General features: G+C 41.8%; 21 protein-coding genes and 1 riboswitch. Of the genes, 19 read left to right on the forward strand and 2 right to left on the reverse strand.

Annotated features, from left to right (window positions below):
* Positions 1-429 precede the first annotated feature (429 nt).
* Positions 430-1,689: a tyrosine--tRNA ligase gene (tyrS, locus tag ACFSX4_RS00895; protein WP_377770615.1), complete on the forward strand. Its 1,260-nt coding sequence runs from the start codon at positions 430-432 to the stop codon at positions 1,687-1,689.
* A 33-nt stretch (positions 1,690-1,722) separates the two neighbouring features.
* On the opposite strand, the gene ACFSX4_RS00900 is transcribed toward tyrS, so the two are convergent.
* Complete coding sequence (locus tag ACFSX4_RS00900; protein ID WP_377770617.1) at positions 1,723-3,054, reverse strand: YjiH family protein; 1,332 nt, start codon at positions 3,052-3,054, stop codon at positions 1,723-1,725.
* Between the two features lie 234 nt (positions 3,055-3,288).
* On the opposite strand from ACFSX4_RS00900, the gene ACFSX4_RS00905 reads away from it, so the two are divergent.
* The 16 genes from ACFSX4_RS00905 (at position 3,289) to hfq (ending at position 20,712) form a co-directional block, all read left to right on the forward strand.
* Positions 3,289-4,239 (forward strand): dipeptidase, encoded by a 951-nt coding sequence (locus ACFSX4_RS00905; RefSeq protein ID WP_377770619.1) that lies wholly within the window; start codon positions 3,289-3,291, stop codon positions 4,237-4,239.
* A 165-nt stretch (positions 4,240-4,404) separates the two neighbouring features.
* Entirely contained in the window at positions 4,405-6,126 is a 1,722-nt protein-coding gene (locus tag ACFSX4_RS00910; RefSeq protein WP_377770621.1) for an ABC transporter ATP-binding protein, read from the forward strand.
* On the forward strand, positions 6,119-7,939 hold the full coding sequence (locus ACFSX4_RS00915) for an ABC transporter ATP-binding protein (RefSeq protein ID WP_377770623.1): 1,821 nt from the start codon (positions 6,119-6,121) through the stop codon (positions 7,937-7,939). Before ACFSX4_RS00910 ends, ACFSX4_RS00915 begins: the two co-directional genes overlap by 8 nt.
* Before the next feature lie 50 nt (positions 7,940-7,989).
* Positions 7,990-8,080, forward strand: a riboswitch (TPP riboswitch).
* A gap of 69 nt (positions 8,081-8,149) precedes the next feature.
* A complete protein-coding gene (locus ACFSX4_RS00920; protein ID WP_377770625.1) occupies positions 8,150-8,731 on the forward strand; it encodes an ECF transporter S component in 582 nt (193 codons plus the stop codon).
* Positions 8,732-8,734: 3 nt separating this feature from the next.
* On the forward strand, positions 8,735-10,141 hold the full coding sequence (locus ACFSX4_RS00925) for an ABC transporter ATP-binding protein (protein ID WP_377770627.1): 1,407 nt from the start codon (positions 8,735-8,737) through the stop codon (positions 10,139-10,141).
* Positions 10,134-10,925, forward strand: coding sequence for an energy-coupling factor transporter transmembrane component T family protein (locus ACFSX4_RS00930; RefSeq protein WP_377770629.1), 792 nt, complete (start codon positions 10,134-10,136; stop codon positions 10,923-10,925). The genes ACFSX4_RS00925 and ACFSX4_RS00930 overlap by 8 nt, the downstream gene beginning before the upstream one ends.
* An 87-nt stretch (positions 10,926-11,012) precedes the next feature.
* Positions 11,013-12,545: a tRNA (N6-isopentenyl adenosine(37)-C2)-methylthiotransferase MiaB gene (miaB, locus tag ACFSX4_RS00935; RefSeq protein WP_377770631.1), complete on the forward strand. Its 1,533-nt coding sequence runs from the start codon at positions 11,013-11,015 to the stop codon at positions 12,543-12,545.
* The gene (locus ACFSX4_RS00940; RefSeq protein WP_377770633.1) at positions 12,545-12,979 is read left to right on the forward strand and encodes a RicAFT regulatory complex protein RicA family protein; all 435 of its coding nucleotides are present in this window, start codon (positions 12,545-12,547) and stop codon (positions 12,977-12,979) included. Before miaB ends, ACFSX4_RS00940 begins: the two co-directional genes overlap by 1 nt.
* Positions 12,980-13,067: 88 nt before the next feature.
* Positions 13,068-13,577, forward strand: a complete 510-nt coding sequence (gene thiW / locus ACFSX4_RS00945) for an energy coupling factor transporter S component ThiW (protein WP_377770635.1) — start codon at positions 13,068-13,070, stop codon at positions 13,575-13,577.
* A 95-nt stretch (positions 13,578-13,672) separates the two neighbouring features.
* Positions 13,673-13,897 carry a DUF6366 family protein gene (locus tag ACFSX4_RS00950; RefSeq protein ID WP_377770637.1) on the forward strand — a complete coding sequence of 75 codons (225 nt, stop codon included), beginning with the start codon at positions 13,673-13,675 and terminating at the stop codon, positions 13,895-13,897.
* A 79-nt stretch (positions 13,898-13,976) separates the two neighbouring features.
* Complete coding sequence (locus ACFSX4_RS00955; protein WP_377770639.1) at positions 13,977-14,114, forward strand: hypothetical protein; 138 nt, start codon at positions 13,977-13,979, stop codon at positions 14,112-14,114.
* Positions 14,115-14,201: 87 nt separating this feature from the next.
* Entirely contained in the window at positions 14,202-16,733 is a 2,532-nt protein-coding gene (gene mutS, locus ACFSX4_RS00960) for a DNA mismatch repair protein MutS (protein WP_377770641.1), read from the forward strand.
* Positions 16,734-16,735: 2 nt separating this feature from the next.
* On the forward strand, positions 16,736-18,700 hold the full coding sequence (gene mutL / locus ACFSX4_RS00965; RefSeq protein WP_377770643.1) for a DNA mismatch repair endonuclease MutL: 1,965 nt from the start codon (positions 16,736-16,738) through the stop codon (positions 18,698-18,700).
* Positions 18,701-18,714: 14 nt separating this feature from the next.
* Positions 18,715-19,590: an alpha/beta fold hydrolase gene (locus ACFSX4_RS00970; protein ID WP_377770645.1), complete on the forward strand. Its 876-nt coding sequence runs from the start codon at positions 18,715-18,717 to the stop codon at positions 19,588-19,590.
* Positions 19,583-20,491, forward strand: coding sequence for a tRNA (adenosine(37)-N6)-dimethylallyltransferase MiaA (miaA, locus tag ACFSX4_RS00975; RefSeq protein ID WP_377770647.1), 909 nt, complete (start codon positions 19,583-19,585; stop codon positions 20,489-20,491). The genes ACFSX4_RS00970 and miaA overlap by 8 nt, the downstream gene beginning before the upstream one ends.
* A gap of 20 nt (positions 20,492-20,511) precedes the next feature.
* Positions 20,512-20,712, forward strand: a complete 201-nt coding sequence (gene hfq, locus ACFSX4_RS00980; RefSeq protein WP_377773399.1) for an RNA chaperone Hfq — start codon at positions 20,512-20,514, stop codon at positions 20,710-20,712.
* Between the two features lie 25 nt (positions 20,713-20,737).
* On the opposite strand, the gene ACFSX4_RS00985 is transcribed toward hfq, so the two are convergent.
* Entirely contained in the window at positions 20,738-21,226 is a 489-nt protein-coding gene (locus tag ACFSX4_RS00985) for a glutathione peroxidase (protein WP_377770649.1), read from the reverse strand.
* A gap of 128 nt (positions 21,227-21,354) precedes the next feature.
* Here ACFSX4_RS00985 and hflX point away from each other — a divergent pair, with 128 nt between their 5' ends.
* Both hflX and ACFSX4_RS00995 read left to right on the forward strand, forming a co-directional pair.
* A complete protein-coding gene (gene hflX / locus ACFSX4_RS00990; RefSeq protein WP_377770651.1) occupies positions 21,355-22,581 on the forward strand; it encodes a GTPase HflX in 1,227 nt (408 codons plus the stop codon).
* Positions 22,574-23,809, forward strand: coding sequence for a methionine gamma-lyase family protein (locus tag ACFSX4_RS00995; RefSeq protein ID WP_377770653.1), 1,236 nt, complete (start codon positions 22,574-22,576; stop codon positions 23,807-23,809). Before hflX ends, ACFSX4_RS00995 begins: the two co-directional genes overlap by 8 nt.
* Positions 23,810-23,820 lie beyond the last annotated feature (11 nt).

Raw genomic sequence — 23,820 nt, forward strand, 5'->3', positions numbered from 1 at the left:
GTAATATATTCATTATCCAATATAAAGCGTTGAAAAACTACACAAAACTATATTTTTTCTTGTTTTGTGTAATATTCTCGTATTGCGGGGAGGTGTTTTATTACCGGTCTCAGAAAATCATGTGATTCATTATTTCGACACTGAATTGAAATTTGCTGTTGACTCTTTAGGAAGACATGATATTATAAAAATAATCTAATATATTCTGAAGTCAGTGAGACAAGTAATAAATCTGCGTGATACAGAAAGCCGGCGGGTGCTGAGAGCCGGTGACCGTGTATTTATGAATACACTCACATTAATTGATTTCAGACATCCGGAATATGTCAATTCCAGGTTTTGAGTGAAACTGTTTGGTGGTACCGTGCTTTGCACCCATACTTTTTGAGTATGGGTGTTTTTATATTTAATTAATGTGGAGGAATTATTATGAGTCAATTATTAGATGATTTACGGTTTAGAGGGATTATTTATCAGATGACTGATGAAGAAAGAATCAGCGAGCTGCTTGAAAAGGAGCAGGTTTCAATATACTGCGGTGCAGACCCGACAGCGGACAGTCTGCATATCGGACATTTAGTACCGTTCCTGACATTAAGACGTTTTCAGGAATTTGGCCACCGGCCGGTGATTCTGCTCGGCGGCGGGACAGGAATGATTGGTGACCCGTCATTTAAAGCAGAAGAACGTAAACTTTTAACAGAGGAACAGATTGATGATAATGTTAAAGGTATTCAAAAACAAATGGAACGTATTTTTGATTTTTCTGATGAGAACGGAGCTGTGCTGGTTAATAATAAGGACTGGCTGAAAGAAATCAGTCTGATCAGTTTCTTAAGAGACTACGGGAAACATGTACCTTTAAACTACATGCTGTCGAAAGATGCGATTCAAACCCGACTTGAAACAGGTATTTCATACACTGAATTTACCTACACCATTCTTCAGGCAATTGACTTTGGTCATTTGAATAAAGAATACAACGTTAAAATGCAGATCGGCGGTTCCGATCAGTGGGGGAACATTACAAGCGGACTTGAATTGATGAGAAGAATGTACGGTGAGACAGATACTGAAGGCTTAACGATTCCTTTGATTACCAAAGCAGACGGTAAAAAATTCGGTAAAACAGAGTCGGGAAATATCTGGCTCGATCCGGAGCGTACGTCACCTTATGAGTTTTATCAGTTCTGGTTAAATCAAAGTGACGATGATGTGGTGAAATTCCTGAAATTATTTACGTTCCTTGGGAAAGATGAAATTGAAGCACTTGAGCAGTCAGTTAAGGACGAACCGCATTTAAGAAAAGCACAAAAACGTCTGGCGGAGGAAATCACAACATTCCTTCACGGCAGTGACGCTCTGGGAGAAGCGGAACGTATTTCTGAAGCATTATTCAGAGGCAATATTAAAGAATTAACAACAGACCAGGTGAAAGATGCATTTAAGGATGTACCGACTGCTGTGTTTGAAGGTGAAGAGAAAAATTTAGTGAATGTTCTTGTGGATACTAAAATTTCACCGTCAAGACGTCAGGCAAGAGAGGACATTTCAAACGGTGCGATTTATATTAACGGGGAAAGACAGCAGGATGTAAACCATGTTATTGGCGAAGCGGATATATTAGATGATGAGTTCACTGTAGTCAGACGCGGTAAGAAAAAATACCATATCGTAAGATATAAATAACAAAAAGCCGGGCGAAAGCCCGGCTTTTACTGATTAAAAAATAATATGTGCTGCAATAACGATGATCGGCAGACTGATGATTGTTCTGATTAAGAAGATGACAAAAAGTTTTCCTAAGCCGACAGGTATTTTTGAGCCTAGGATTACACCACCGACCTCAGATAAGTAAATCAGCTGTGATATACTCAGTGCTGCAATAACGAAACGTGTCATTTCACTGGATACATCACTAATTAGAATGGATGGTAAAAACATATCCGTAAAACCGATAAATAATGTTTCCGATGCACGTACAGCATCTTCAATGCCCATCAATTCCAGAACAGGTACGAACGGTGCACCGATCCATGTGAAAAGCGGAGTATACTCTGCAACAATTGTCCCGAGAGTACCAATCGCCATAACAATTGGAAGTACCGCAAACCACATGTCAAAAACAGTTTTGACACCATCTTTTAGAAAACCGCCAACATTTTCAGCTTTCTCTGCTCTTTCAAGCGCTTTTTTATATCCCCAGGAAAACATATTGTATCCCTCAGGAATGCTTTCATCTGTCTCATGATTCTCCACATAATAAGAATCTTCAACTCTGGATAGAGGCGGTATTCTCGGCATAATGAGAGCCGCAACGATACCGGCAATCACAATAGTTAAGTAAAATGCAGGGAAGTGCTGCATTAAATCCACATAATCAATAATAACGACAGTAAATGTAATTGATACTACCGAGAATGTTGTTGCACTGACGACAGCTTCACGCTTAGAGTAAAAGCCCTGCTCATACTGCTTACTGCTTAAAAGTACACCGACAGTTCCATCTCCGACCCACGATGCAATATTATCTACTGCAGAGCGCCCCGGCAGTCTGAATAACGGGCGCATCACTTTAACAAATAATGAACCGACGAATTCCAGTAATCCGTAGTTTAACAGTAATGGAAGCAGAAGACCTGCTAGCAGAAAGACTGCAAATAATGTTGGAAGTAAGTCATATAAAATCATTGCCCCCGTGCTTTCAGAACGAATCATTTCAGGTCCGACATTTAAATATGCCAGAACAACAAATACTGCACCAAGCAGTCTGAAAATGACCCAGATGGGTGTTACGCTGAATAAATTCGAAATAAAATCAGATTTAGGTTTAACAATCCAGCTGAATATCACTGTGAGCACAGCTGAAATAATAATCAGAGTGAGCACAACGAGAATCGGCGGGCTGGCACCCATCGTCTCTATAATCCAATTGGCAACGAAAGCGATTGGGATTGTGATATTCCCCTCTTCATCCCTCACCGGGCATAAAAACATAAATATTCCAATGAGTGAAGGGATAATGAATTTCAATAAAGTTGCAGTATTACGCATAATGAATCCCCCTTTGTAAATAATTATACATCGTCACAGCTTTTTGTAAATGAAACTCATTATGGAAAGCGTTTCCAGTGTATAAAATCCATTTTATACTTTTAGGTATAAAAATGCAATAACGAAAGATAAAATGTATAAATATTTAATTTTTAGTATTTAGTGAATATTGCTATAATAGTATAGGTACAATTCAATATATCTGATGATTCTATAATATAAGGAGTTTTGTAAATGAAAGTCATTGACACACATTGCGACGCATTGTTAAAACTACAGACGGAATATCGAAAGAATATGCGTTTCGGCGGCGGAATTTCAGGGCTGAATTATTTAAACGACCCGGAACTTGATACGAATCTTGAGAATTTAAAAAAAGGGCAGGTTCACACACAGTTTTTTGCAGTGTTTATCCCGCCGCAGCTTCCTGATAATGAAAAATGGCAGCATGCACTCGAGCAGATTGATTTATTCTATACGGAAGTGCTGGCGCAGGAAAATGTTGTTCATATTAAACACTTAAATGAAATTAAAGAATTAAAAAATGATGAGATTGGTGCGGTACTGACACTGGAAGGATCAGATGCTTTCGGTAATGATCTTGTTAAGCTTCGGACGTTGTTCCGCCTCGGCGTTTTGTCACTCGGGCTTGTATGGAACAACGGAAATCTTGTGGCGGACGGTGTTGGTGAGAGCCGGGATGCGGGATTAACGGAATTCGGTTATAAAGTGATTGAGGAATGTAACAAACATGATGTTCTGATTGATGTGAGTCACTTAAATGTAGCCGGTTTTTATGACATTATTGATAAAGCGGACAGAGTATTTGCAAGTCACTCAAATGCACGGGCACTTCACGATCATCCAAGAAATTTATACGATGATCAGATTAAGGCGCTATTTGAAAAAGGCGGTATGGTCAATGTTGTATTTATGCCGGGCTTTATCGGTGAAGATAATATTAGGATTGATGATCTGCTCGGTCATATTGAGCACATGCTTGACCTTGGCGGCGAAAACCATATCGGCATTGGTTCCGACTTTGACGGTATTAATACATTTGTAGAAAACCTGGAAGATGCGTCTAAACATCAGAATCTTATAGATGCAGTCGGGGAGAAGTTCGGCAGCGGGACAGCAGAGAAAATTTCTCATCAGAACTTTATTAATAATTTCTGCCGCTGATATGATAAAGGATTAAAGACGATGCACATGCATCGTCTTTTTTTGTCCGGAAATAATCAATCATAAGCATGATTTTAATTTTTCCTACTATTAAAAAAACTTTAGCTGTGGCATAATTAAGGACAATACTTCGGTAATCGAAATAAAGCAGGGGGCTGTTCGTAAGTGCTGAAAATTTATCGTTACGCTTGGAAATTTAAGTGGCTGATTGTCGTCGCAGTCATATTTATGCTGGTTGAACTTGCTGTAGAGTTACTGCAGCCGTTTTTCATTTCAAAAGTCATCGACGACGGGATAGTGGCTGAACAGCTGGATGTGGTGTGGATTTACTTACTCATCATGTTTGGTTTAAGTGTCATCTCATTTGTATCCGGTATTATTAATTCCTATTTCGCAAGTGCTGCAGCCAACGGCTTCAGCTACAATTTGAGGATGGCTTTATTTAAAAGAATACAGGGATTTACACTAAAAACACTGTCAAAATTTCCAACTTCAAGTCTTATAACACGGCTGACTCAGGATGTGCTGCAGACAGAAATGCTTTTGTATATGTCACTCCGTATTGTTCTAAGGGCACCGCTTCTTGTCATCGGATCCCTGGTTATGTCTTTTGTTGTCAATCCGACACTCGGTATGTATCTGGCGATGCTGACACCACTTTTGTTAATTTACTTATATATCGCAGCAAAAAAAGGAGCTTCCATTTTCCTCGGTGTTCAAAAACGGCTCGACAAACTGAACCGCTTCATCCAGCAGAACTTAGAAGCCGTCCGTTTGATTAAAGCCAATGACCGTGGCGGTTTTGAGAACAGTAAATTCAATAAAGTCGCAGGGAGACTCCGGGATGATACAGTATATGGACTGAGACTGATGGAATCCATTCTGCCTGTACTGCTTTTGATTATGAACGGCAGTCTGCTGCTTGTCATCTGGGCGTCTTCGGATTTACTGACATCAAATAATGTCCAGATTGGTGAAGTGGTGGCCATCATCAACTACGGTCTTCGTATGCAGGGCGGTTTTTCAATGTTTGCATTCATCATCATCGCATTCAGCCGTTCAAAAGCAAGTGCCGAGCGTATGAATGAAGTGCTTGAGGCACCGGTGGCAGAGAACAACAACAATTCAATTGAAAAACAGGATGCAGCCGGGACTGTCCGTTTTGAAAATGTGTCCTTCAGATATCCGGGATCGACACGTATGGTGCTGAAAGATATTTCATTTGAAGTGAAAGAAAATGAAAAGCTTGTCATCATGGGTGGAACAGGGTCCGGTAAAAGTACATTAATCAGCATGATTCCAAGAATGTATGATGCAACGAAAGGGAACGTTTATGTTAATGATATTAACGTGAAAGACTGGAATGAAGAAGATCTGCGAGAGACCATCGGTTATGTGCCACAGTCTGCGATTCTTTTTTCCGGAAGTATATATGAGAATCTGCAGTGGGGGGATGATGAAGCGGGGCAGGAACAGATATTTACATCCACGAAAAAAGCGCAGATTCATGACTCGATTAAAGATTTCGATCATGAATATAAAACGCTCGTCGGCCAGCGCGGAGTCACACTTTCAGGCGGTCAGAAGCAGCGTCTGTCGATTGCCCGTGCACTTGTGAGACGGCCGTCGGTGTTAATTCTCGATGACAGTACTTCAGCACTCGATATTAAAACTGAATCTGCATTATGGGATGCATTAAAGGATGAGAATGCCACACGGATTGTCATCACACAGAAGATGGTGACAGCAGAGTCAGCAGACCGGGTACTGCTGCTTGAAGACGGTGAAATCAGTGCTGTCGGTACGCACAGTGAACTGTTAAATTCATCTGGTTTATATCAGAAAATTTATGCGTCACAGACAGAAGGGGGTCATATAGATGAATGAAAAAATACGCAGGCCTTTCGGCTACGAACCTCTTCTGGACAAAGAATCACTCGGGCGGAAAAAACGCAGGGAAGATGAGAAGGTCAATGATATCTGGGGCACTCTGAAACGTTTATGGATATTTATGAGAGGAGAGAGAAAGCTTCTTTATTTCATAATATTCTTGGTCATTATTACCAGTATCCTCAGTATTACGGGGCCGTTTCTTGTCGGTTACGTAGTGGATAATTATTTAATTGCCGGGGAGTTCAATGGCCTTTTCAGGATACTGATGATTCTGTTATTCACTTATGTGTTTTTATCAGCGACACAATTTGCCGCAGCATACTTAATGGTCGGTCTCGCACAAAGAACAGTATTTAACTTAAGAGCACGTCTATTCTCCCACATGCAGACACTGCCTGTAACATTCTTTGACAAGCTGCAGCATGGTGAATTGATGAGCCGAATGACCAATGATATTGAAACCATTTCACAGACAATGAACTCATCATTCATACAGTTTACAACGAGTGTTGTGACTCTAATCGGTACGGTCAGTGTCATGATTTATTTGAGCCCGTTGTTGACTTTAATGACACTGACAATCATTCCGATTCTGATTTTCGGTGTCACTTATGTGACGAGAAGAACCGGACCGCTTTATAAAATGCGTCAGAAACGAACCGGCGAACTGAACGGATATATTGAAGAGATTGTCTCCGGCCAGGAAATTGTGAAAGTGTTCTCGCAGGAACAGCGTGCGGTCGATAATTTTGAAGAACGTGCCAAAAACCTGCAGCATGTGACGTTCTGGGCGTTTTTATATTCAGGGTTTATCCCTAAAATTATGAACATGCTGAACAACATCAGTTTCACAATTGTCGCGGGTGCCGGCGGGTTATTGGCCATTTATTCCGATGGTGTGATTACGATTGGAACGATTGTGATCTTCGCAGAATTTGCGAGACAGTTCACCCGGCCGCTTGCTGACCTTTCCAACCAGTTTAACCAGGTGCTGTCGGCACTTGCCGGTGCGGAACGGGTATTCGGCATTATCGATACCGAGGCGGAAGATGATTCCGGATCAGCGGCGGATAAAGTCATTGATGGGAAGATTGACTTTAAGAATGTGTCATTTTCATATGAGAAGGACCAGATGAAGCCGACAATTAAAGATTTGTCATTTTCGATTGCGCCGGGAGAATCAGTGGCACTGATTGGTGCAACAGGTGCCGGAAAAACTACGATTATGCAGCTTTTGTCACGCTTTTATGAAGTGGACAGGGGCGAAGTGATGGTGGATGGTGTGAACATTAAAGACTATGTGAGAAGTAATATTCGTTCACAGACAGCATTTGTGCTGCAGGATCCGTATTTGTTTGAGGCATCGATTAAAGAAAACATTCGTTACGGAAAGCTCGATGCGACAGATGAAGAAGTCAGAGCGGCGGCAGAGGCTGCGAATGCGCATGACTTTATTATGCAACTTGAATCAGGCTATGATACGGTACTTGAACTGGATGAAGGGTTCATTTCCCAGGGGCAGAAGCAGCTGATTTCCATTGCCCGCGCGTTGATTACAGATCCCGCCATACTGCTTTTGGATGAAGCGACATCGAGTATTGATACAGTGACGGAACTGAAAATTCAGGAAGCACTTGAACGTCTGATGAAAGACAGAACCAGTATTATTATTGCGCACAGGCTGAATACGATTAAAGCCGTGGACAGAATATTTGTGCTTGAGCACGGCGAAATGCTTGAAAGCGGCACTGAGCGGGAACTGATTGAAAAACAGGGCCGTTATTACGATATGATTAACGGGAATTAACTTCACAAATCCCTTCTGATGTATTATGCTGTATATAACTGAATAATTAACACAACCACTGGGGGTGTCCGAAAGGACTGAGAGTTACCCTTATTACCTGATCTAGATGATACTAGCGTAGGGAAGTGGCATATTAATTGTAGATGATAATATGCACACCGCCCGCGGTGTGTTTTTTATTTGGGAAAATATAGTTAAGGAGTGTTTATATTGACTCAAAGAAGAGGATTAACATTAACTGATGTGTTAATCACAGTTGTAATCGGTTTGGTTTTCGCAGTGATTTATTCGGTGTGGGGTGCGGTGTATACCGCCCTTCAGCCGCTCGGTCTACATTTAAATGAACTGGTTTACGGCATGTGGTTTATCGCAGCGGTCGTTGCATATTTAATTATCAGAAAGCCGGGTGTTGCGCTTCTCGCGGAATTTGCAGCAGGTGCAGGAGAGACGATTGTACTTCTGCAGTTTGATACTGTACTGATTGTTTATGCGCTCTTACAGGGACTTGCATGTGAAGTGATCTTCCTCCTTGTCAAGTATCAGTCTGCATCTATGCTGACAGCAGTGACAGCAGGTGTTGCAGCAGGTCTCATTACAATACCGATTGACTGGTATTACGGTTACCTCGGTCACTTGGAAACATGGAATGTGGTGCTGTTATTTTCACTGAGACTTTTAAGTGCAGCACTGATTGCGGGGGTACTCGCACATTTAATTTATCAGGCGCTCAGTAAAACCGGCGTAATTAAACTCGTCGGCAGACGGAGTGACAAGGATTATGAAGGGTTGTAGACCGTGACTGTTGAAGTTAGAAATTTACGTTTGAAATTCCCTGAAGCAGACTCACGGCAGTTTACGGATTTAAGTATTTCAATTGAAGACGGAGAGAAAGTACTGCTCCTCGGCCCCTCGGGGTCCGGGAAAAGCACGCTTTTGAATGTGCTCGGCGGAATTATTCCGCGCACTGTAGATATACCACTTAAAGCGGATGTGTTGAATGCAGCAGAAGCGGCATATGTTTTTCAGGACCCGGATTCACAGTTTACGATGCCGTCGGTGGCGGAGGAGCTTGCATTTGTGCTTGAGAACAGGCAGGTCAAAAAAGAAGATATGCTCCCGCTGATGACAGAGGCACTCAAGAAGGTCGGCCTCGGAATGATTTTAGACCGTACAGTCAACAGCCTGTCAGGCGGCCAGAAACAAAAACTTGCGATCGCATCCTGCCTCCTGCAGGACAGCAGTACACTGATGCTGGATGAACCGACCAGTATGCTCGATGAATCATCGGTGAAATCATTGTGGGAAACGGTGCAGAATGTCTGGGAAGAGAAGACAGTAGTGATTGTTGAACACCGGGTGGATCATATATGGGATAAAGTCGACCGTGTCATATTAATGAACGGACAGGGTGAACTGATTGTGGACAGCACCCCGAAGGATGTATTTGAAAACCATTTGGAATTACTGTTTGAGTATGGTGTATGGCATCCGGCCTCATGGCGTCATGCACCGGAATTCCCGCTCTTTGAACGCAGTGGAGACGTACTTTTAAACGTACGAGATATGACTGTATCCCGTACTGGAAACACACTTTTGCACATTGACAATTTAAATATCTATAAAGGTGAATGGCTCACTTTAGAAGGCGAGAACGGGACAGGGAAAACCAGTCTCCTTCTTGCCCTTATGAAATTAATCAAGTCCCGGGGTGAAGTTACAGCAGGCGGTAAACGGATTAAAAAGACAAAAGACATTTCCGGCTTCATGTATCCTGTGTTTCAAAACCCCGAGCTTCAGTTTATTACGAATAAAGTGTTCGATGAGATTTTTATCAACCTTGAGATGCATGATGACAGGGATGTCGCCCGTCAAAAGACGACTGAACTTTTAAAGGATATGCATCTGGATCATGTCAGTCACCTGCATCCGCTTGAAATTTCAACAGGCCAGAAAAGGCGTCTGTCTGTGGCAACTGCTGCAGGCGGTGTACCTGAGATAATTATTTTGGATGAACCGACTTTCGGTCTGGATCAGAAACTCACCTTCCGTTTCATAGAAATGTTTCACCGTCTGGTACAAAATGGAACGACGATTATTATGATTACGCATGATGAAGAAATTAAAAAGAGATATCCGATGCGGCGTCTTTTAATCTCAGACGGCAGACTTTATGAACATGAAGGAGGCGGTACAGATGCTTGATGTGATTAAAGGGAGAATGACGTTTATTGACAGAGTCAATCCCATCACAAAAATAACAGCCTCTGTGATGCTGTTTATCCTTGTTGTCTTTACCCACAATCCAAATACACTCTTCTATCTGACTCTTTTCGTTCTGCTGACACTGATTGGACTGTCGGGTGTGAAATACCGGTATTTAGCCGGTTTTGTGATTGTTGTGCTGATTTTCGGCTTCTTTTCGAGCATGTATATGATTTTGTATGGTGAGGGGACAACGACACTCTTCAGATTCGGTTTAATTCATGTGACAGAAGAAAGTGTCACGCGCGGACTTCACGTTATGATGCGCGGGCTGGCACTGTCGTTTTTCGGTGCACTCATCATTTTCACGACGAAAATTACAGATATTTTCTACAGTTTAATGATCCAGCTGAAATTAAAGCCGAAGTTTGCCTATTCGTTTATGGCGGCCGTCCGTATGGTGCCGATTATTGCGGGTGAGTACATGATGTTAAGACGGGTCAGAAAGGTCAGAAAACCGCTCATTCACAGGCGGCATATTTCAGGCTTCAAGGGCTTTATTACCACTGTGATTACACTTTTGTCGCAAAGTATCAGGCGTGCCTACAGACTTGGTATCGCGATGGAATCGAAGCAGTTTAATGACGGTCCGAGAACGTATTATCATAGAACGTTCTTTTCAAGGTTTGACAGTTTCTTCATTGTATATATGTGTGCTGTGATTGTCTTTGCGTACTTATCAGGGGATATATTACAATTATTTGACACTATTGATGCACGCTAGAAGACAATAAGCGATAAGCCTTTTATTTTCAATTGAAAACCGATATAATTGGTAAAGATATTTCAAGTAGATAAATGGGGTTTTTACATGAATGAAGAGCAGAGACGTGACGCGTCTAAAGTCTCACAAAAGAAGGAAGAGAAAGATTACAGTCAGTATTTCCAGCATGTTTATCAGCCGCCGAATTTGAGAGATGCGCGTAAACGCGGGAAAACTGAAGTGGATTATATCTCTGATTTTAAAATAGAAGAACGTTTTAGAAATCTCGGAAAAGAACGGAAGTTCTATATCCGTACGTACGGCTGCCAGATGAATATGCATGATACTGAAGTTATGGCTGGGATTTTCACAGCGCTCGGTTATGAGGCGACTGATAACACTGAAGATGCGGATGTGATTTTATTGAACACATGCGCAATCCGTGAAAACGCTGAAAATAAAGTGTTTGGTGAAATTGGTAATTTAAAGCACGTAAAGCAGAACAACCCTGAAGTGCTTATCGGTGTCTGCGGGTGTATGGCTCAGGAAGAAGCGGTTGTGAATAAAATATTGAAGTCCTACCAGAATGTAGACATTATTTTTGGTACACACAATATTCACAGACTCCCGAATATCCTGGATGAAGCTTACATGTCCAAAGAGAAAGTGATTGAAGTGTGGTCCAAAGAGGGCGATGTCATTGAGAATCTGCCGAAAGTCCGTGAAGGCGGTACGAAAGCATGGGTCAACATTATGTACGGTTGTGATAAATTCTGTACATACTGTATCGTTCCGTTTACGCGTGGTAAGGAGAGAAGCCGTCTGCCGGAAGATATTCTGGAAGAAGTGCGTGACCTTGCGGCTAGAGGATACCAGGAAGTGACACTGCTCGGACAGAATGTCAATTCCTATGGTAAGGATCTTGACCTCGATTATGATCTCGGTGATTTAATGCGTGCTGTTTCAGAGACCGATATGCCGCGTGTCCGTTTTACAACGAGCCACCCGTGGGATTTCACTGATAACCTGATTGAAGTACTCGCAACAGGCGGTAACTTAATGCCGCATATTCATCTTCCGGTACAGTCCGGAAACAATGCAGTGCTTAAGATTATGGGACGTAAATATACAAGAGAAGAATATCTTGAACTCGTTCATAAAATCAGAACAGCAATGCCGGATGTCGCATTGACGACAGATATTATCGTCGGTTATCCGAATGAGACAGAAGAACAGTTTCAGGATACGATGTCTTTATACCAGGAAGTCGGTTTTGAACATGCGTATACGTATATTTACTCGCCGAGAGAAGGTACACCTGCTGCACGCATGGAAGACAATGTCAGTGATCAGGACAAAAAAGACCGTCTGCACCGCTTAAACCGTATGGTGACACACTATACGAGAGATACCCTTCAAAAATTTGAAGGTGAAGTGGTGGAAGTGCTTTGTGAAGGACCGAGTAAAAAACGTGATGATATATATGCAGGCTATACAGATAAAATGAAACTCGTCAATTTCACATCACCTGGCGATGAAGTGATTGGAAAAATCGTTAAAGTTAAAGTGACCGAAGCGATGAATTATTCATTAATGGGTGAATTTGTTGAAGTGATTGAACATGAAAAGGTGGAAGCATAATGTACAGTAAAAAAGATATTGTTGCTGAGGCGAAGAATCTGGGTAAAATGATGGCAGCAACTGAACAGGTTGAGTTCTTCAAGAAAGCAGAAGCAAAGATTCATGAGAATCAAGATGTCAGAGAAAAAATGGCAAGCTTGAAAAGTCTTCAGAAACAGGCAGTGAACTTCCAAAGCTACGGCAAGGAACGCGCCTACCAGATGACTGAAGAGAAAATCAAGAAAGTTGAAGCTGAACTTGATGGCATGCCGATTGTCGACCAGTTTAAAGATGCACAGGGACAGGTGAATGAACTGCTTCAAATGGTGTCACATGCCATCAGTAAAACAGTTACTGACGAAATCATCACTTCAACAGGCGGAAATTTACTGGTCGGTGAGACAGGTGCCGCGATGAGAAATATGCCGAACCAGGATAAAGAAGAAAACGAATAATTATATACCGGAGCCGTACACTATTTGATGTGTGCGGTTTTTTTAATAGACAGAGAGATTTTTTAATTTATACAAGGAGGACATCAAAATGGAAGATAATAATAAAAGAATGACCCGGAATATATCATTAACAGGAGTAATGGTAGCTGTGAATGTCGTACTTGGAACATTGATTACGATACCGCTTGGGCCGATAAGAGCAGCGCCGGTCCAGCATTTAATTAATGTTATCGGTGCAGTGTTGACCGGACCATGGGTAATAGTTCAGGCATTTATTTCTTCGACAATCAGGATTATGATGGGGACAGGCACACCGTTTGCTTATCCCGGAAGTATGGTCGGTGCACTTATTGCATGGCTGATGTACCGGAAGTTTAAGAAATTAAATTTCGCAGCAGCAGGGGAAGTCATTGGAACCGGTATTTTCGGATCTCTTGCCACTTATCCGCTGATTATGGTGCTCGGACTTGATACTGGATTCTTCTGGGTACTGGCACCCGCATTTATAGTAAGCAGTTTAATCGGTGCGGCAGTATCATGGCTGATGTTGTCCCAGCTTGAAAAAAGAAATCTGTTTGAGGCTTTTAGGAATAATTAATTTAGTTTAATGATTTCTTGTTTGAGGTAAATGAATTATATGCTTATATAATCTAAAAATGGTGAATTATTCAAAAGCACATTCCTTTTCAGGAGGTGGTTTCCATTAGTATAAAGAAAAATCAATATGAAAATGAAAGAGATAGATTAGTAGATGAGGAGCGTAAGGGTAATCCAACAGGCAATGCAGGAGATGCATTTAATAAAGAAAAGCAAGGTATTATTTTTGAATTGTCGAGCCATTTAGGTTGGAAAGGTTTCTTAATATTGATAGTGATTCTTATCCTTATTGGGATATCGGTAAGAATATTTTTAATTTGAAAAATTAGGGGATAGGATAAAGTTCACCCTCTAAGTAGTATCTCCCGCAGGTAGACGGTACCTGTGGGAGATTTTTTTTATGGATTCAGTGTTTAAGATCAGAAAAATAGAAGTGTTACTGACAGACAGTGTCCAAACGATGCGACCGTCAGGTGCCGTTCTATCGGATTATGATATTGCCCGCCCGCATCTTAACGTGTTATTTATCACGAATTAATCCATCATCTACAGTCTCCGGCCGGCAGAAATATACCGAAACATGATATAATTAATGTGATAAAAACTACTGTTTGGAAGTGTTATTATGGCGAGTACTGCCACACCGATGATGAAACAATATTTAAGTATAAAAGACCAGCATCCGGATGCGCTTTTATTTTTCAGGCTGGGCGATTTTTATGAATTATTTTTTGAAGATGCAGTGACGGCGAGTAAGACGCTTGAAATTACGCTGACGTCACGTGATAAGAAGAAGGATCCGATTCCGATGTGCGGTGTACCGTATCATTCGGCAAAAGGTTATATAGAAAAGTTAATTAATGAAGGTTTTAAAGTAGCCATATGTGAGCAGATGGAAAATCCGCGTGAAGTGAAGGGTATGGTAAAGCGTGAAGTGGTCAGAATCATCACGCCGGGGACACTGATTGATGATTTCGGTATGGACGACGGGCAAAGTAACTATTTGTTATCTCTCGTAAAAGAAAACGGCATGTATACAGTCAGTTACTCAGATATCTCAACCGGGGATATCTTTGCATTTTCCACCGAAAATATGACGGACTTAACGAGTGAAGTGTCCCGGATCAAGCCGAGTGAAATGGTGGTGGATGAAGCTTCTGAATCAGTGATTAAAGAAATGTATCAGGATCCGCCGCTTTATACAATCTATGAAAAAAAAGAACATTATGATTTAGAGCGCGAGGACGACGTTACAGAAGCTTCGGCAATTGATCTTTTAATGAACTACATCTACAGCCACAACATGAAAGACCTCAGTCATTTCCGCATTGTTAAAAAACATAAACTAAATGAATCGATGCAGCTGAATTATGCAGCGCTGTCGAATCTTGAACTGTTGACCAACCTGCAGACAAAAAAAGAAAAAGGCTCGTTGTTCTGGTATTTAAATAAAACAGAAACACCGATGGGTAAACGGAAGCTGAGACGCTGGATTGAGCGTCCGCTGATGCGTGTTACTGACATTAAAATGCGTCACAGTGTGGTTAATATTCTGCTTGATCACTTTATTGAACGTGAAGATTTAAAATCACTTTTAAATCAGGTATACGATATTGAACGTCTTGTCGGACGTCTCAGTTTCGGCAATATTGATGCGAAGGATTTGATTCAGCTGAGGGATTCTCTTTATAATCTGCCGGCCGTTGACCGTTTGTTAACGGAGCTGCAGCTGAATGAAGTGCCGCTTTTTACAGGTTTTGATACACTGGCTGACATTCACCGGCTGCTTGATGACAGCCTCCTTGATCCGCCGCCGAAACATATCAGGGAAGGAAATATCTTTAAATCAGATTACGACGAAAAACTTCAGGAATTAAGATATATACAGGAGAATGCACGGCAGTTTTTGAATGACTATATTGAAGGCGAGAGAGAAAAAACCGGTATTAAGAGTTTGAAAATTGGTTTTAACAAAGTGTTCGGCTATTATATTGAAATCTCAAAAGTCAATGCGATGAACTTTGATACTGAAACCCATCAGTATGAGAGAAAGCAGACACTGACCAATGCAGAACGTTTCATCACTCCGGAATTAAAAGAAATGGAGACGAAAATTCTGAGTGCAGAGGACGAAAGTATTATTCTCGAATACCGCCTGTTCAATGAACTAAAGGCAAAAATGACACAACATATCGACCGGCTGCAGAAAACAGCGGAACAGATTTCAACGCTCGATTGCCTGATATCATTTGCGGCAGTGGCGAATGAATATCATTTGACAGAACCTGTATTTAATCAGGAAATGCTTAATATCACAGACGGCCGTCATCCGGTAGTGGAGAAAGTCATTGGCGAGAATACTTATGTGCCGAATGATCTTCAAATGGATGATGAGAACTTTATTTATCTGATTACCGGACCGAATATGTCCGGTAAAAGTACGTATATGAGACAGGTTGCGATTATCAGTATTATGGCACAGATCGGCATGTATGTTCCGGCGCAGTCTGCATCACTGCCGGTATTTGATGCGATATTTACGCGCATCGGTGCGAGTGATGACTTATCAAGCGGTAAGTCAACCTTCATGATTGAAATGATGGAGGCAAATGATGCACTGAAGCGCGCAACAAAGGACAGCCTGTTAATATTTGACGAAATTGGACGCGGAACATCCACCTATGACGGAATGGCACTCGCTGAAGCAATGCTTGAATACATCCATAATCATATCGGTGCGAAAACTTTATTCTCAACTCATTACCATGAGATCACAAAGCTCGACAGCGTCCTTTCAGGTCTATCCAACTATCACGTAAAGGCAACGGAGTATGACGGCAGACTGGTATTTCTTCATAAAGTGAAGCCCGGTGCGGTGGAAAAAAGTTACGGCATTCATGTCGCACGGCTTGCTGAACTGCCGGAAGAAGTGACGAAACGTGCAGAGAATATACTGGCAGAACTTGAGGCAGGATCGTACACTCAGGACCACAGCAGGGAAAGAGAAGCTGCACAGCTTGAGTTCCCGCTTCCGGACACTGAAGGAAAACGTGATGATGTCAGCGAGGCACTCAGACAGATGGACTTAAATCAAATGACACCGATGGATGCGATGATAAAACTGAATGAACTAAAATCTTTAATTAAGGATGACTGATGATGAACAGGATTAAAATTCTTGATCCACATATTCAAAATAAAATTGCGGCAGGCGAGGTGGTTGAACGCCCGAGTTCTGTCGTAAAGGAGCTTGTTGAGAATTCAATCGATGCGGATGCGACGGAGATTGAGGTCTTTATAGTTGAATCAGGAATGAAGGAAATTCGTATTGTTGATAACGGGGACGGTATTCAGCGTGAGGATGTGCCGCTTGTTTTTGAACGGCATGCGACAAGTAAGATTGCTGTCGACTATGACTTGTTTGAACTCCGCTCTCTCGGTTTCAGAGGAGAGGCACTGGCGAGTATCGGTGCTGTGGCAAAGGTGACTCTGGAAACGATGAATATGGAATCGAGCCCTGTCAGAATGCAGTTTGAGGGCGGTAAAACAGTATCCAATACTCCCGGTAAAGAACGAAAAGGGACAGATATCAAAATCAGCGACCTCTTTTACAACACACCCGCAAGATATAAATATGTCCGGTCGCTGAGAACAGAAGCAGGGAAAATCATTGATATCATTCAAAGGATGGCACTGAATTATCCGGATATCAGATTCCGTCTCACGATTGACCATAAAGAGAGGCTCCGTACGAAAGGAAACGGCAGGCTGAAAGAAGTAATCAGTGATATTTACGGTCTTCATATCGCAAGAAAAGCTGTGGCTGTCCATGCAGAGACACCGGACTTTAAGATAGACGGATACATCGTCCGGCCGGAAGAGACAAGAAGCAACAGGAACTACATCAATCTCGCTGTCAACAGACGGCATATTAAAAATTTTAAATTGTCACAAAGTATTATTAACGGCTATCATACGCTGCAGCCGAAAGATAAATATCCGATTGTCGTGATGAACATTACGATGGATCCGAAACTGGTTGATGTCAATGTCCACCCGTCTAAAATTGAAGTCCGTTTTTCAAAGGAACAGGATTTAAATCGTCTCGTGGAAGACACTGTCAGAACATATTTACGGGAAGAAATGTTGATTCCGGATGTAGAACAGAAGCCGTCCAAAAAAGAGAAATTTGAAAATGAAGTGATTGATTTCAATAATCTGGAGAAGTCACCATTTGATGAGGCATTAAACGATCTCGACCGTATTTTTGAAAGAAAAGAGGATACGCGGGACAAAGGCTGTGAACGGGTACAGTCTGAAGAGCGTGCGAAATATCAGTCCGATGAATTGAAGATGCCTGAGAAGGGTAAAGAAGAGTACAACAGAGGTAATTCACAGAAAGAGGACAGTCAATCCGGAAATATCTTTGATAAAAAAAGAACAGAAGAGATTGTGAAGTACCCGAAAGGGACGAAGCGGCAGATGACTGCACAGAGAGAGTCGGGTACAGTATCTGTGCCGCCGGAACCTGTAAAAAAAGAAAAGCTGCCGTACCTGGAAATTATCGGACAGCTTCACGGTACGTATATCATTATGCAGAACGATACCGGGATGTATTTGATGGACCAGCATGCAGCTCAGGAACGGATAAAATATGAATATTATTATAGTCATATTGATACGGACGGGGAAGGTGTACCACTGTTAATCCCGTATACGTTCGAGTTCCCTCTGGATGACGTCATAGTGATTGATGAAAAATTGACGGATTTAAGAGCACTTGGTTTTGAAATCGAGAAATCCGGCATGAAGCAGTACGTGATTTCAAGGTACCCGGATTGGATTAAAGCGCGTGATCCGGAACAGGATATCGAGGATTTGATTGACTTTATTACAAATAAAAATCATTTCTCAGTGAATGACTACCGGGAAGAACTGTCCATCATGATGAGCTGTAAGCAGTCTATTAAAGCGAATCATTATTTAAACCGTGAACAGATGGAAGCATTACTAAAAGAACTGAATGAATGTGACAGTCCATATACATGCCCGCACGGCAGACCGGTGATTATTCACCTCACCACTTATGAAATTGAGCGGATGTTCAACAGAATTATGAAATAAAAAGGAGGCTGACCATGAAAATTACGCTTAAGAAGGCTGAGCGTGGACCTCATACAATTGATATTAAAATATTTGAACCAAAATCTCCGGTCATGGCAGTTCAGGTCATGCACGGTATGGCAGAACATATGGAGCGCTATGATGAGTTTAATACGTGGCTTGCCCTGAATGATATATATGTCATCACTCATAATCACCGCGGTCATGGTGAAAACGCGCAGACTCTGGGCCATTTTGAAGATTTCAATGATCTGATTGATGATGCGCTTGTGGTAAAGTCATATATCCCGGAAGGTATGAAGACGTTTATACTCGGTCACTCGATGGGATCGATTGTTGCCCGCCGTCTGCTTGAACGAAATGTATATGACGGCGGAATTATTATCGGTACGGGTAATAAAGACAGTGTGGCAGATTTCTTTTCATCTGCATTCCTTCATATGATGGCTAAAATTGCACCGTCAAGACGATCGCCGTTCATTCAAGGAATGGCGTTTGATCCTTATGATAAGAAGTTCAAAGGGGACCATAAAAACCGATGGCTGTCGCAGGATGAGGAAAATGTAATCCGTTATAATGAAGACCCGTATGCCGGTCATTTAATGAGCATTAAAGCATTCAGTGAAACAATGAAACATGTCAGTGAATCGATGCGTCATGAAAATTTAAAGCATTACAACAGCTCTGTACCGATTCTTTTAATCGGGGGGAAGCGGGACCCGTTTTCGAATATGGGCAGAGATATCCGGCACTTATCAAAAGTGTTAATCCGTTACACTGACTCTGTGACGGTACAGCTGTATGACGATTCCAGGCATGAAGTTTTAAATGAGAAAAACAGAGTGCAGGTCTACAACAAACTTCTGGAATGGGTGATGGATCATGTCTAAAGATAAAGTGATTGTACTTATCGGTCCGACAGCAGTAGGGAAAACCAAACTGTCCATCGACATCGCATCACATTTCGGCTTTGAGGTAATCAGCGGAGATTCTATGCAGATTTATCAAGGGATGGACATTTTGTCCGGGAAAATCACTGAAGAAGAAGCGTCCGGGATTAAGCATCATATGATTGATATTAAACGGCCGGATGAAAATTTCTCTGTATCTGATTTTAAAAATCAGGTGGAATCAGTGATGGAAACCATGTACCAAAAGGGCAGTGTGCCGTTTATTGTCGGCGGCACAGGCCATTACATTAAAGCGTTAATCCATGATTACCAGTTTAATGATGAAAATAATGAAGAGAAACAGCGTCTGACCGAATCATTTGAAAATGAAAATACTGAAGTCCTCTATGACAAACTGAAAGCACTGTCTCCGGCGGATGCAGAAAATGTGCATATCAACAACCGCCAGCGGATAATTAGAATGCTTGTGAAACATCATCTTACAGACGGTACAAGAGAGGATACAAACTACACACCGGACACAAAATATGATACATTGATAATAGGATTAACAACTGAACGTGAACGGCTGTACAACCGTATTAATGAAAGAGTGGCGGCGATGTTTGAGGCCGGTCTTGAAAATGAGGTGTCTGCACTGAAGGATCAGTTTGATATGTCAGTGACAGCATCGGGAGCCATCGGTTATAAGGAGTTTCTGCCTTATGTTGAAGGTGAGGCATCTTTGGAAGATGTGAAGGAAAAAATCCAGCAGCATTCACGGCAGTATGCGAAGCGTCAGCTGACATTTTTCAGAAACCAGCTCGATGTACAGTGGTTTGATGCAGATGAAAGTGACAGTGAAGAAGTGTTTAAAGCGATTGAGGCATTTATATCTTAAAAATACAGATAGGGGAGTTTATTATGCCGAACACTAACTTACAGGACAAATTTTTAAGTGATTTCAGAGATGAAGGATGTCAGGTGACTGTATTCTTATTGAATGGTTTTCAGATGAAGGGAACAATTGTAGACTTTGATAAATATGTCGTACAGGTCCATGTGAACGATAAAGACCATTTAATATATAAACATGCGATCAGCACGTTTGTAAAACAGTAAAAAGAGCGCCGGCGGGCGCTCTTTTTCAGGTATAACGTAATGTTTTTTTGACATCTTCCTCGAATTGCTCAGGTTTTTTCTGAGGTGGATATCTGTCCATGATTTTCCCTTCACGGGAAACCAGGAATTTAGTATAGTTCCATTTTATTGCGCTTGTCAGTAAGCCTGTTCTGCTTTCTGTCAGTGCCTTGAACAGGGGATGAATGTCTTTTCCTCTGACATGGACCTTTTCCATAATAGGAAATGTCACACCGTGATTCTCTCTGTAACAGCTTTCAGCGTCTTTTGAATTGAGAGGTTCCTGATTTCTAAAGTCACTGGACGGGAAACCGAGTATTACAAGACCTTCGTCTTTATATTTTTGATATAAGTGTTCAAGGGACTCAAGCTGGGATCTAAAGCCGCATTCGCTTGCGGTATTTACAATGATAACGACTTTATCCCTAAGTAAATCTGTATCAAAAGGTTCGCCGTGTGCATCATTAAAAGTCATATCATAAAAACGTGATTTCATACGCGTGTGCTCCTTTCGAGGTTACATTTTTCAGTTATAATTTAATTACACTTAAACTTTAAATCATAAACATGTTTTTTTAAATTTTTTAGGATAAAAAGACACTATTAACAGTAAAGGGTGATTCAATGGCTTTTGAACATACAGGCATCATTATCGGTGTTAATACAAAAGACCATAAGGACATTGAGGTCGAAGTGCAGGAGCTCAAAAGCTTATCAGAGTCTGTCGGTATAGAAATCATGGGGACACATGTTCAAAACAGAAGCTCCCGTGACCCTAAAAGTTACGTCGGGACAGGTTTTATAGAAGAAGTCTGCATGATGTATGAAGAAATTGATTATGTGATTGTGAATGATGAAATTACAGCGAGTCAGAACAGACGTTTAGAAGATCTGCTGGATACACGGATTATTGACAGAACACAGGTGATTTTAGATATATTCAGTCTCCGTGCAGAATCCCGTGCAGGTAAACTTCAGGTGGAACTGGCGCAGCTTGAATATTTAGTACCAAGACTTTCCGGGCAGGGCATCAATTTATCCCGTCTCGGTGCAGGGATTGGGACCAGAGGCCCCGGGGAGACAAAACTTGAGACAGATCGGAGGCACATCCGGACAAGAATTAAGGAAATTAAAAAACAGCTGATGCAGGTTGAGAATCACCGCACGAGATACCGAGAGAAACGGCGGCGTAACCAGGTGACGAAAATTTCATTAATCGGTTATACGAATGCCGGAAAATCATCACTGTTCAATGCGATGGCAAAATCAGATACGTATGAGGAAGATGCATTGTTTGCGACACTTGATTCCAAAACACGTCGTTTGAAACTGCCGTCGGGCTTTGAATGTATTATTTCAGACACAGTAGGGTTTATACAAAATCTGCCGACCACATTAATCGAAAGTTTTAAGTCGACTTTAGAGGAAGCGGCAGACAGTGATTTTATAATTCATGTGATAGATAACAATTCTGAGCATATCGGTATCCACTACGATACGGTCAAATCATTGATGCAGTCATTGGATATGGCGGATATTCCGCAGACAGTCTTTTTCAATAAGTCGGATTTGAATGCGGGTGAGCACTTTATTCCTTCGGAACCTTCATATTTTGTGAATAAAGATATGGGGACACAGGTGCTCCTCGGGCGCTTGGAAACATTTATGACTGATGCGTTCAGCAGCTATCAGTGCCGGATTCCAGCACATGAATCTCAAAAGTTATATGACATTAAGCGGCATACGATTGTGACGGAAGCAGTGCTTAGTGATAATGTTTATGAAATTAAAGGATACAGCCCGGAAGGCAACTGGGTAAATCGGATATTAGGGAGTACAGATAATGAGTAACGTGAGGCAGATTATTGAGGAATCGCTTGAAGATTTGGATCTATTCATAAAGGATAATAAAAAAACAGCCTACAAAAACTTCAGGAAAGTCATGAACGCATTTAACCATCACAGTGTGACAGAGAGTGACTTTAACGGTACCACCGGCTACGGCTATGATGATACAGGGAGAGATAAGCTGGAAGATATCTACGCAGACGTCTTCGGTGCAGAGGATGCACTGGTCAGAACACAGATTATTTCTGGCACACATGCCATCAGTCTGGTCCTCTTAAGCCTTTTAAAAAAAGGCGACGAACTCCTTTATATTACAGGCGAACCTTATGACACACTTGAAAAAGTCATCGGACATGATGAGAATGACATCGGAAGCCTTGCAGAAATGGGTGTGAAGTACAGTCATATTCCATTAAAAGAAAATGCGTTTGATGAAGAAAAGATTCTATCGGCGGTGACTGCCGATACCAAAATGATTGCGATCCAGCGTTCCAGAGGCTACTCAATGCGGCGTTCTGTGTCGATTGGTCAAATAGAAGCGGTGATTAAAAAAATCAAGGCTGAATATCCGGACATTATTATTTTTGTGGATAACTGCTACGGCGAATTTGTTGAAGACAGAGAGCCGGTAGAAGCAGGTGCAGATATTATTGCCGGCAGCCTGATTAAAAATCCAGGCGGCGGTCTGAGTAAAATGGGCGGCTATGTCGCAGGAAATAAAGACCTGATTACCCGCGTCAGCTACAGGCTCACTGTTCCAGGGATAGGCAAAGAAATGGGGGCAAGCCTGAATGCACTGACTGATATGTATCAGGGATTCTTTATGGCACCGCATGCGGTTATGGAAAGTGTTAATGGTGCACTCCTGACAAGTATGGTGTTGTCAAAGGCCGGTATGACGACCGATCCGCACTATGCAGACGAACGTACGGATTTAATACAGAGCGTATCATTCAACACTGAAGAAGAGATGATTACATTTAGTCAGATGATTCAAAAGGCAAGCCCAGTGAATTCAAAATTCCTGCCTATCCCTGACAAACTGCCGGGATATGAAAATCCCGTGATTATGGCTGCAGGTACATTTGTTCAAGGCGCCTCACTCGAACTCAGTGCAGACGGACCAATCAAGCCGCCGTACACAGTATTTGTGCAGGGCGGACTTCAGATAGAACATGTCATGTATGCGCTGGAAGAAGCATTAAAGGCACTAGGGATAGAGGAAGTGTAGGTATTTTTAGA

Source organism: Corticicoccus populi, from assembly GCF_042686195.1.
Classification (GTDB): Bacteria; Bacillota; Bacilli; order Staphylococcales; family Salinicoccaceae; genus Corticicoccus; species Corticicoccus populi.

Bases quoted from the DNA above. Each gene is read 5' to 3' on its own strand.
- tyrS (WP_377770615.1), top strand. From the start codon at position 430: ATGAGTCAATTATTAGATGATTTACGGTTTAGAGGGATTATTTATCAG.
- ACFSX4_RS00900 (WP_377770617.1), bottom strand. From the start codon at position 3,054: ATGCGTAATACTGCAACTTTATTGAAATTCATTATCCCTTCACTCATT.
- ACFSX4_RS00905 (WP_377770619.1), top strand. From the start codon at position 3,289: ATGAAAGTCATTGACACACATTGCGACGCATTGTTAAAACTACAGACG.
- ACFSX4_RS00915 (WP_377770623.1), top strand. From the start codon at position 6,119: ATGAATGAAAAAATACGCAGGCCTTTCGGCTACGAACCTCTTCTGGAC.
- ACFSX4_RS00930 (WP_377770629.1), top strand. From the start codon at position 10,134: ATGCTTGATGTGATTAAAGGGAGAATGACGTTTATTGACAGAGTCAAT.
- miaB (WP_377770631.1), top strand. From the start codon at position 11,013: ATGAATGAAGAGCAGAGACGTGACGCGTCTAAAGTCTCACAAAAGAAG.
- ACFSX4_RS00940 (WP_377770633.1), top strand. From the start codon at position 12,545: ATGTACAGTAAAAAAGATATTGTTGCTGAGGCGAAGAATCTGGGTAAA.
- thiW (WP_377770635.1), top strand. From the start codon at position 13,068: ATGGAAGATAATAATAAAAGAATGACCCGGAATATATCATTAACAGGA.
- ACFSX4_RS00955 (WP_377770639.1), top strand. From the start codon at position 13,977: ATGGATTCAGTGTTTAAGATCAGAAAAATAGAAGTGTTACTGACAGAC.
- mutS (WP_377770641.1), top strand. From the start codon at position 14,202: ATGGCGAGTACTGCCACACCGATGATGAAACAATATTTAAGTATAAAA.
- mutL (WP_377770643.1), top strand. From the start codon at position 16,736: ATGAACAGGATTAAAATTCTTGATCCACATATTCAAAATAAAATTGCG.
- ACFSX4_RS00970 (WP_377770645.1), top strand. From the start codon at position 18,715: ATGAAAATTACGCTTAAGAAGGCTGAGCGTGGACCTCATACAATTGAT.
- miaA (WP_377770647.1), top strand. From the start codon at position 19,583: ATGTCTAAAGATAAAGTGATTGTACTTATCGGTCCGACAGCAGTAGGG.
- ACFSX4_RS00985 (WP_377770649.1), bottom strand. From the start codon at position 21,226: ATGAAATCACGTTTTTATGATATGACTTTTAATGATGCACACGGCGAA.
- hflX (WP_377770651.1), top strand. From the start codon at position 21,355: ATGGCTTTTGAACATACAGGCATCATTATCGGTGTTAATACAAAAGAC.
- ACFSX4_RS00995 (WP_377770653.1), top strand. From the start codon at position 22,574: ATGAGTAACGTGAGGCAGATTATTGAGGAATCGCTTGAAGATTTGGAT.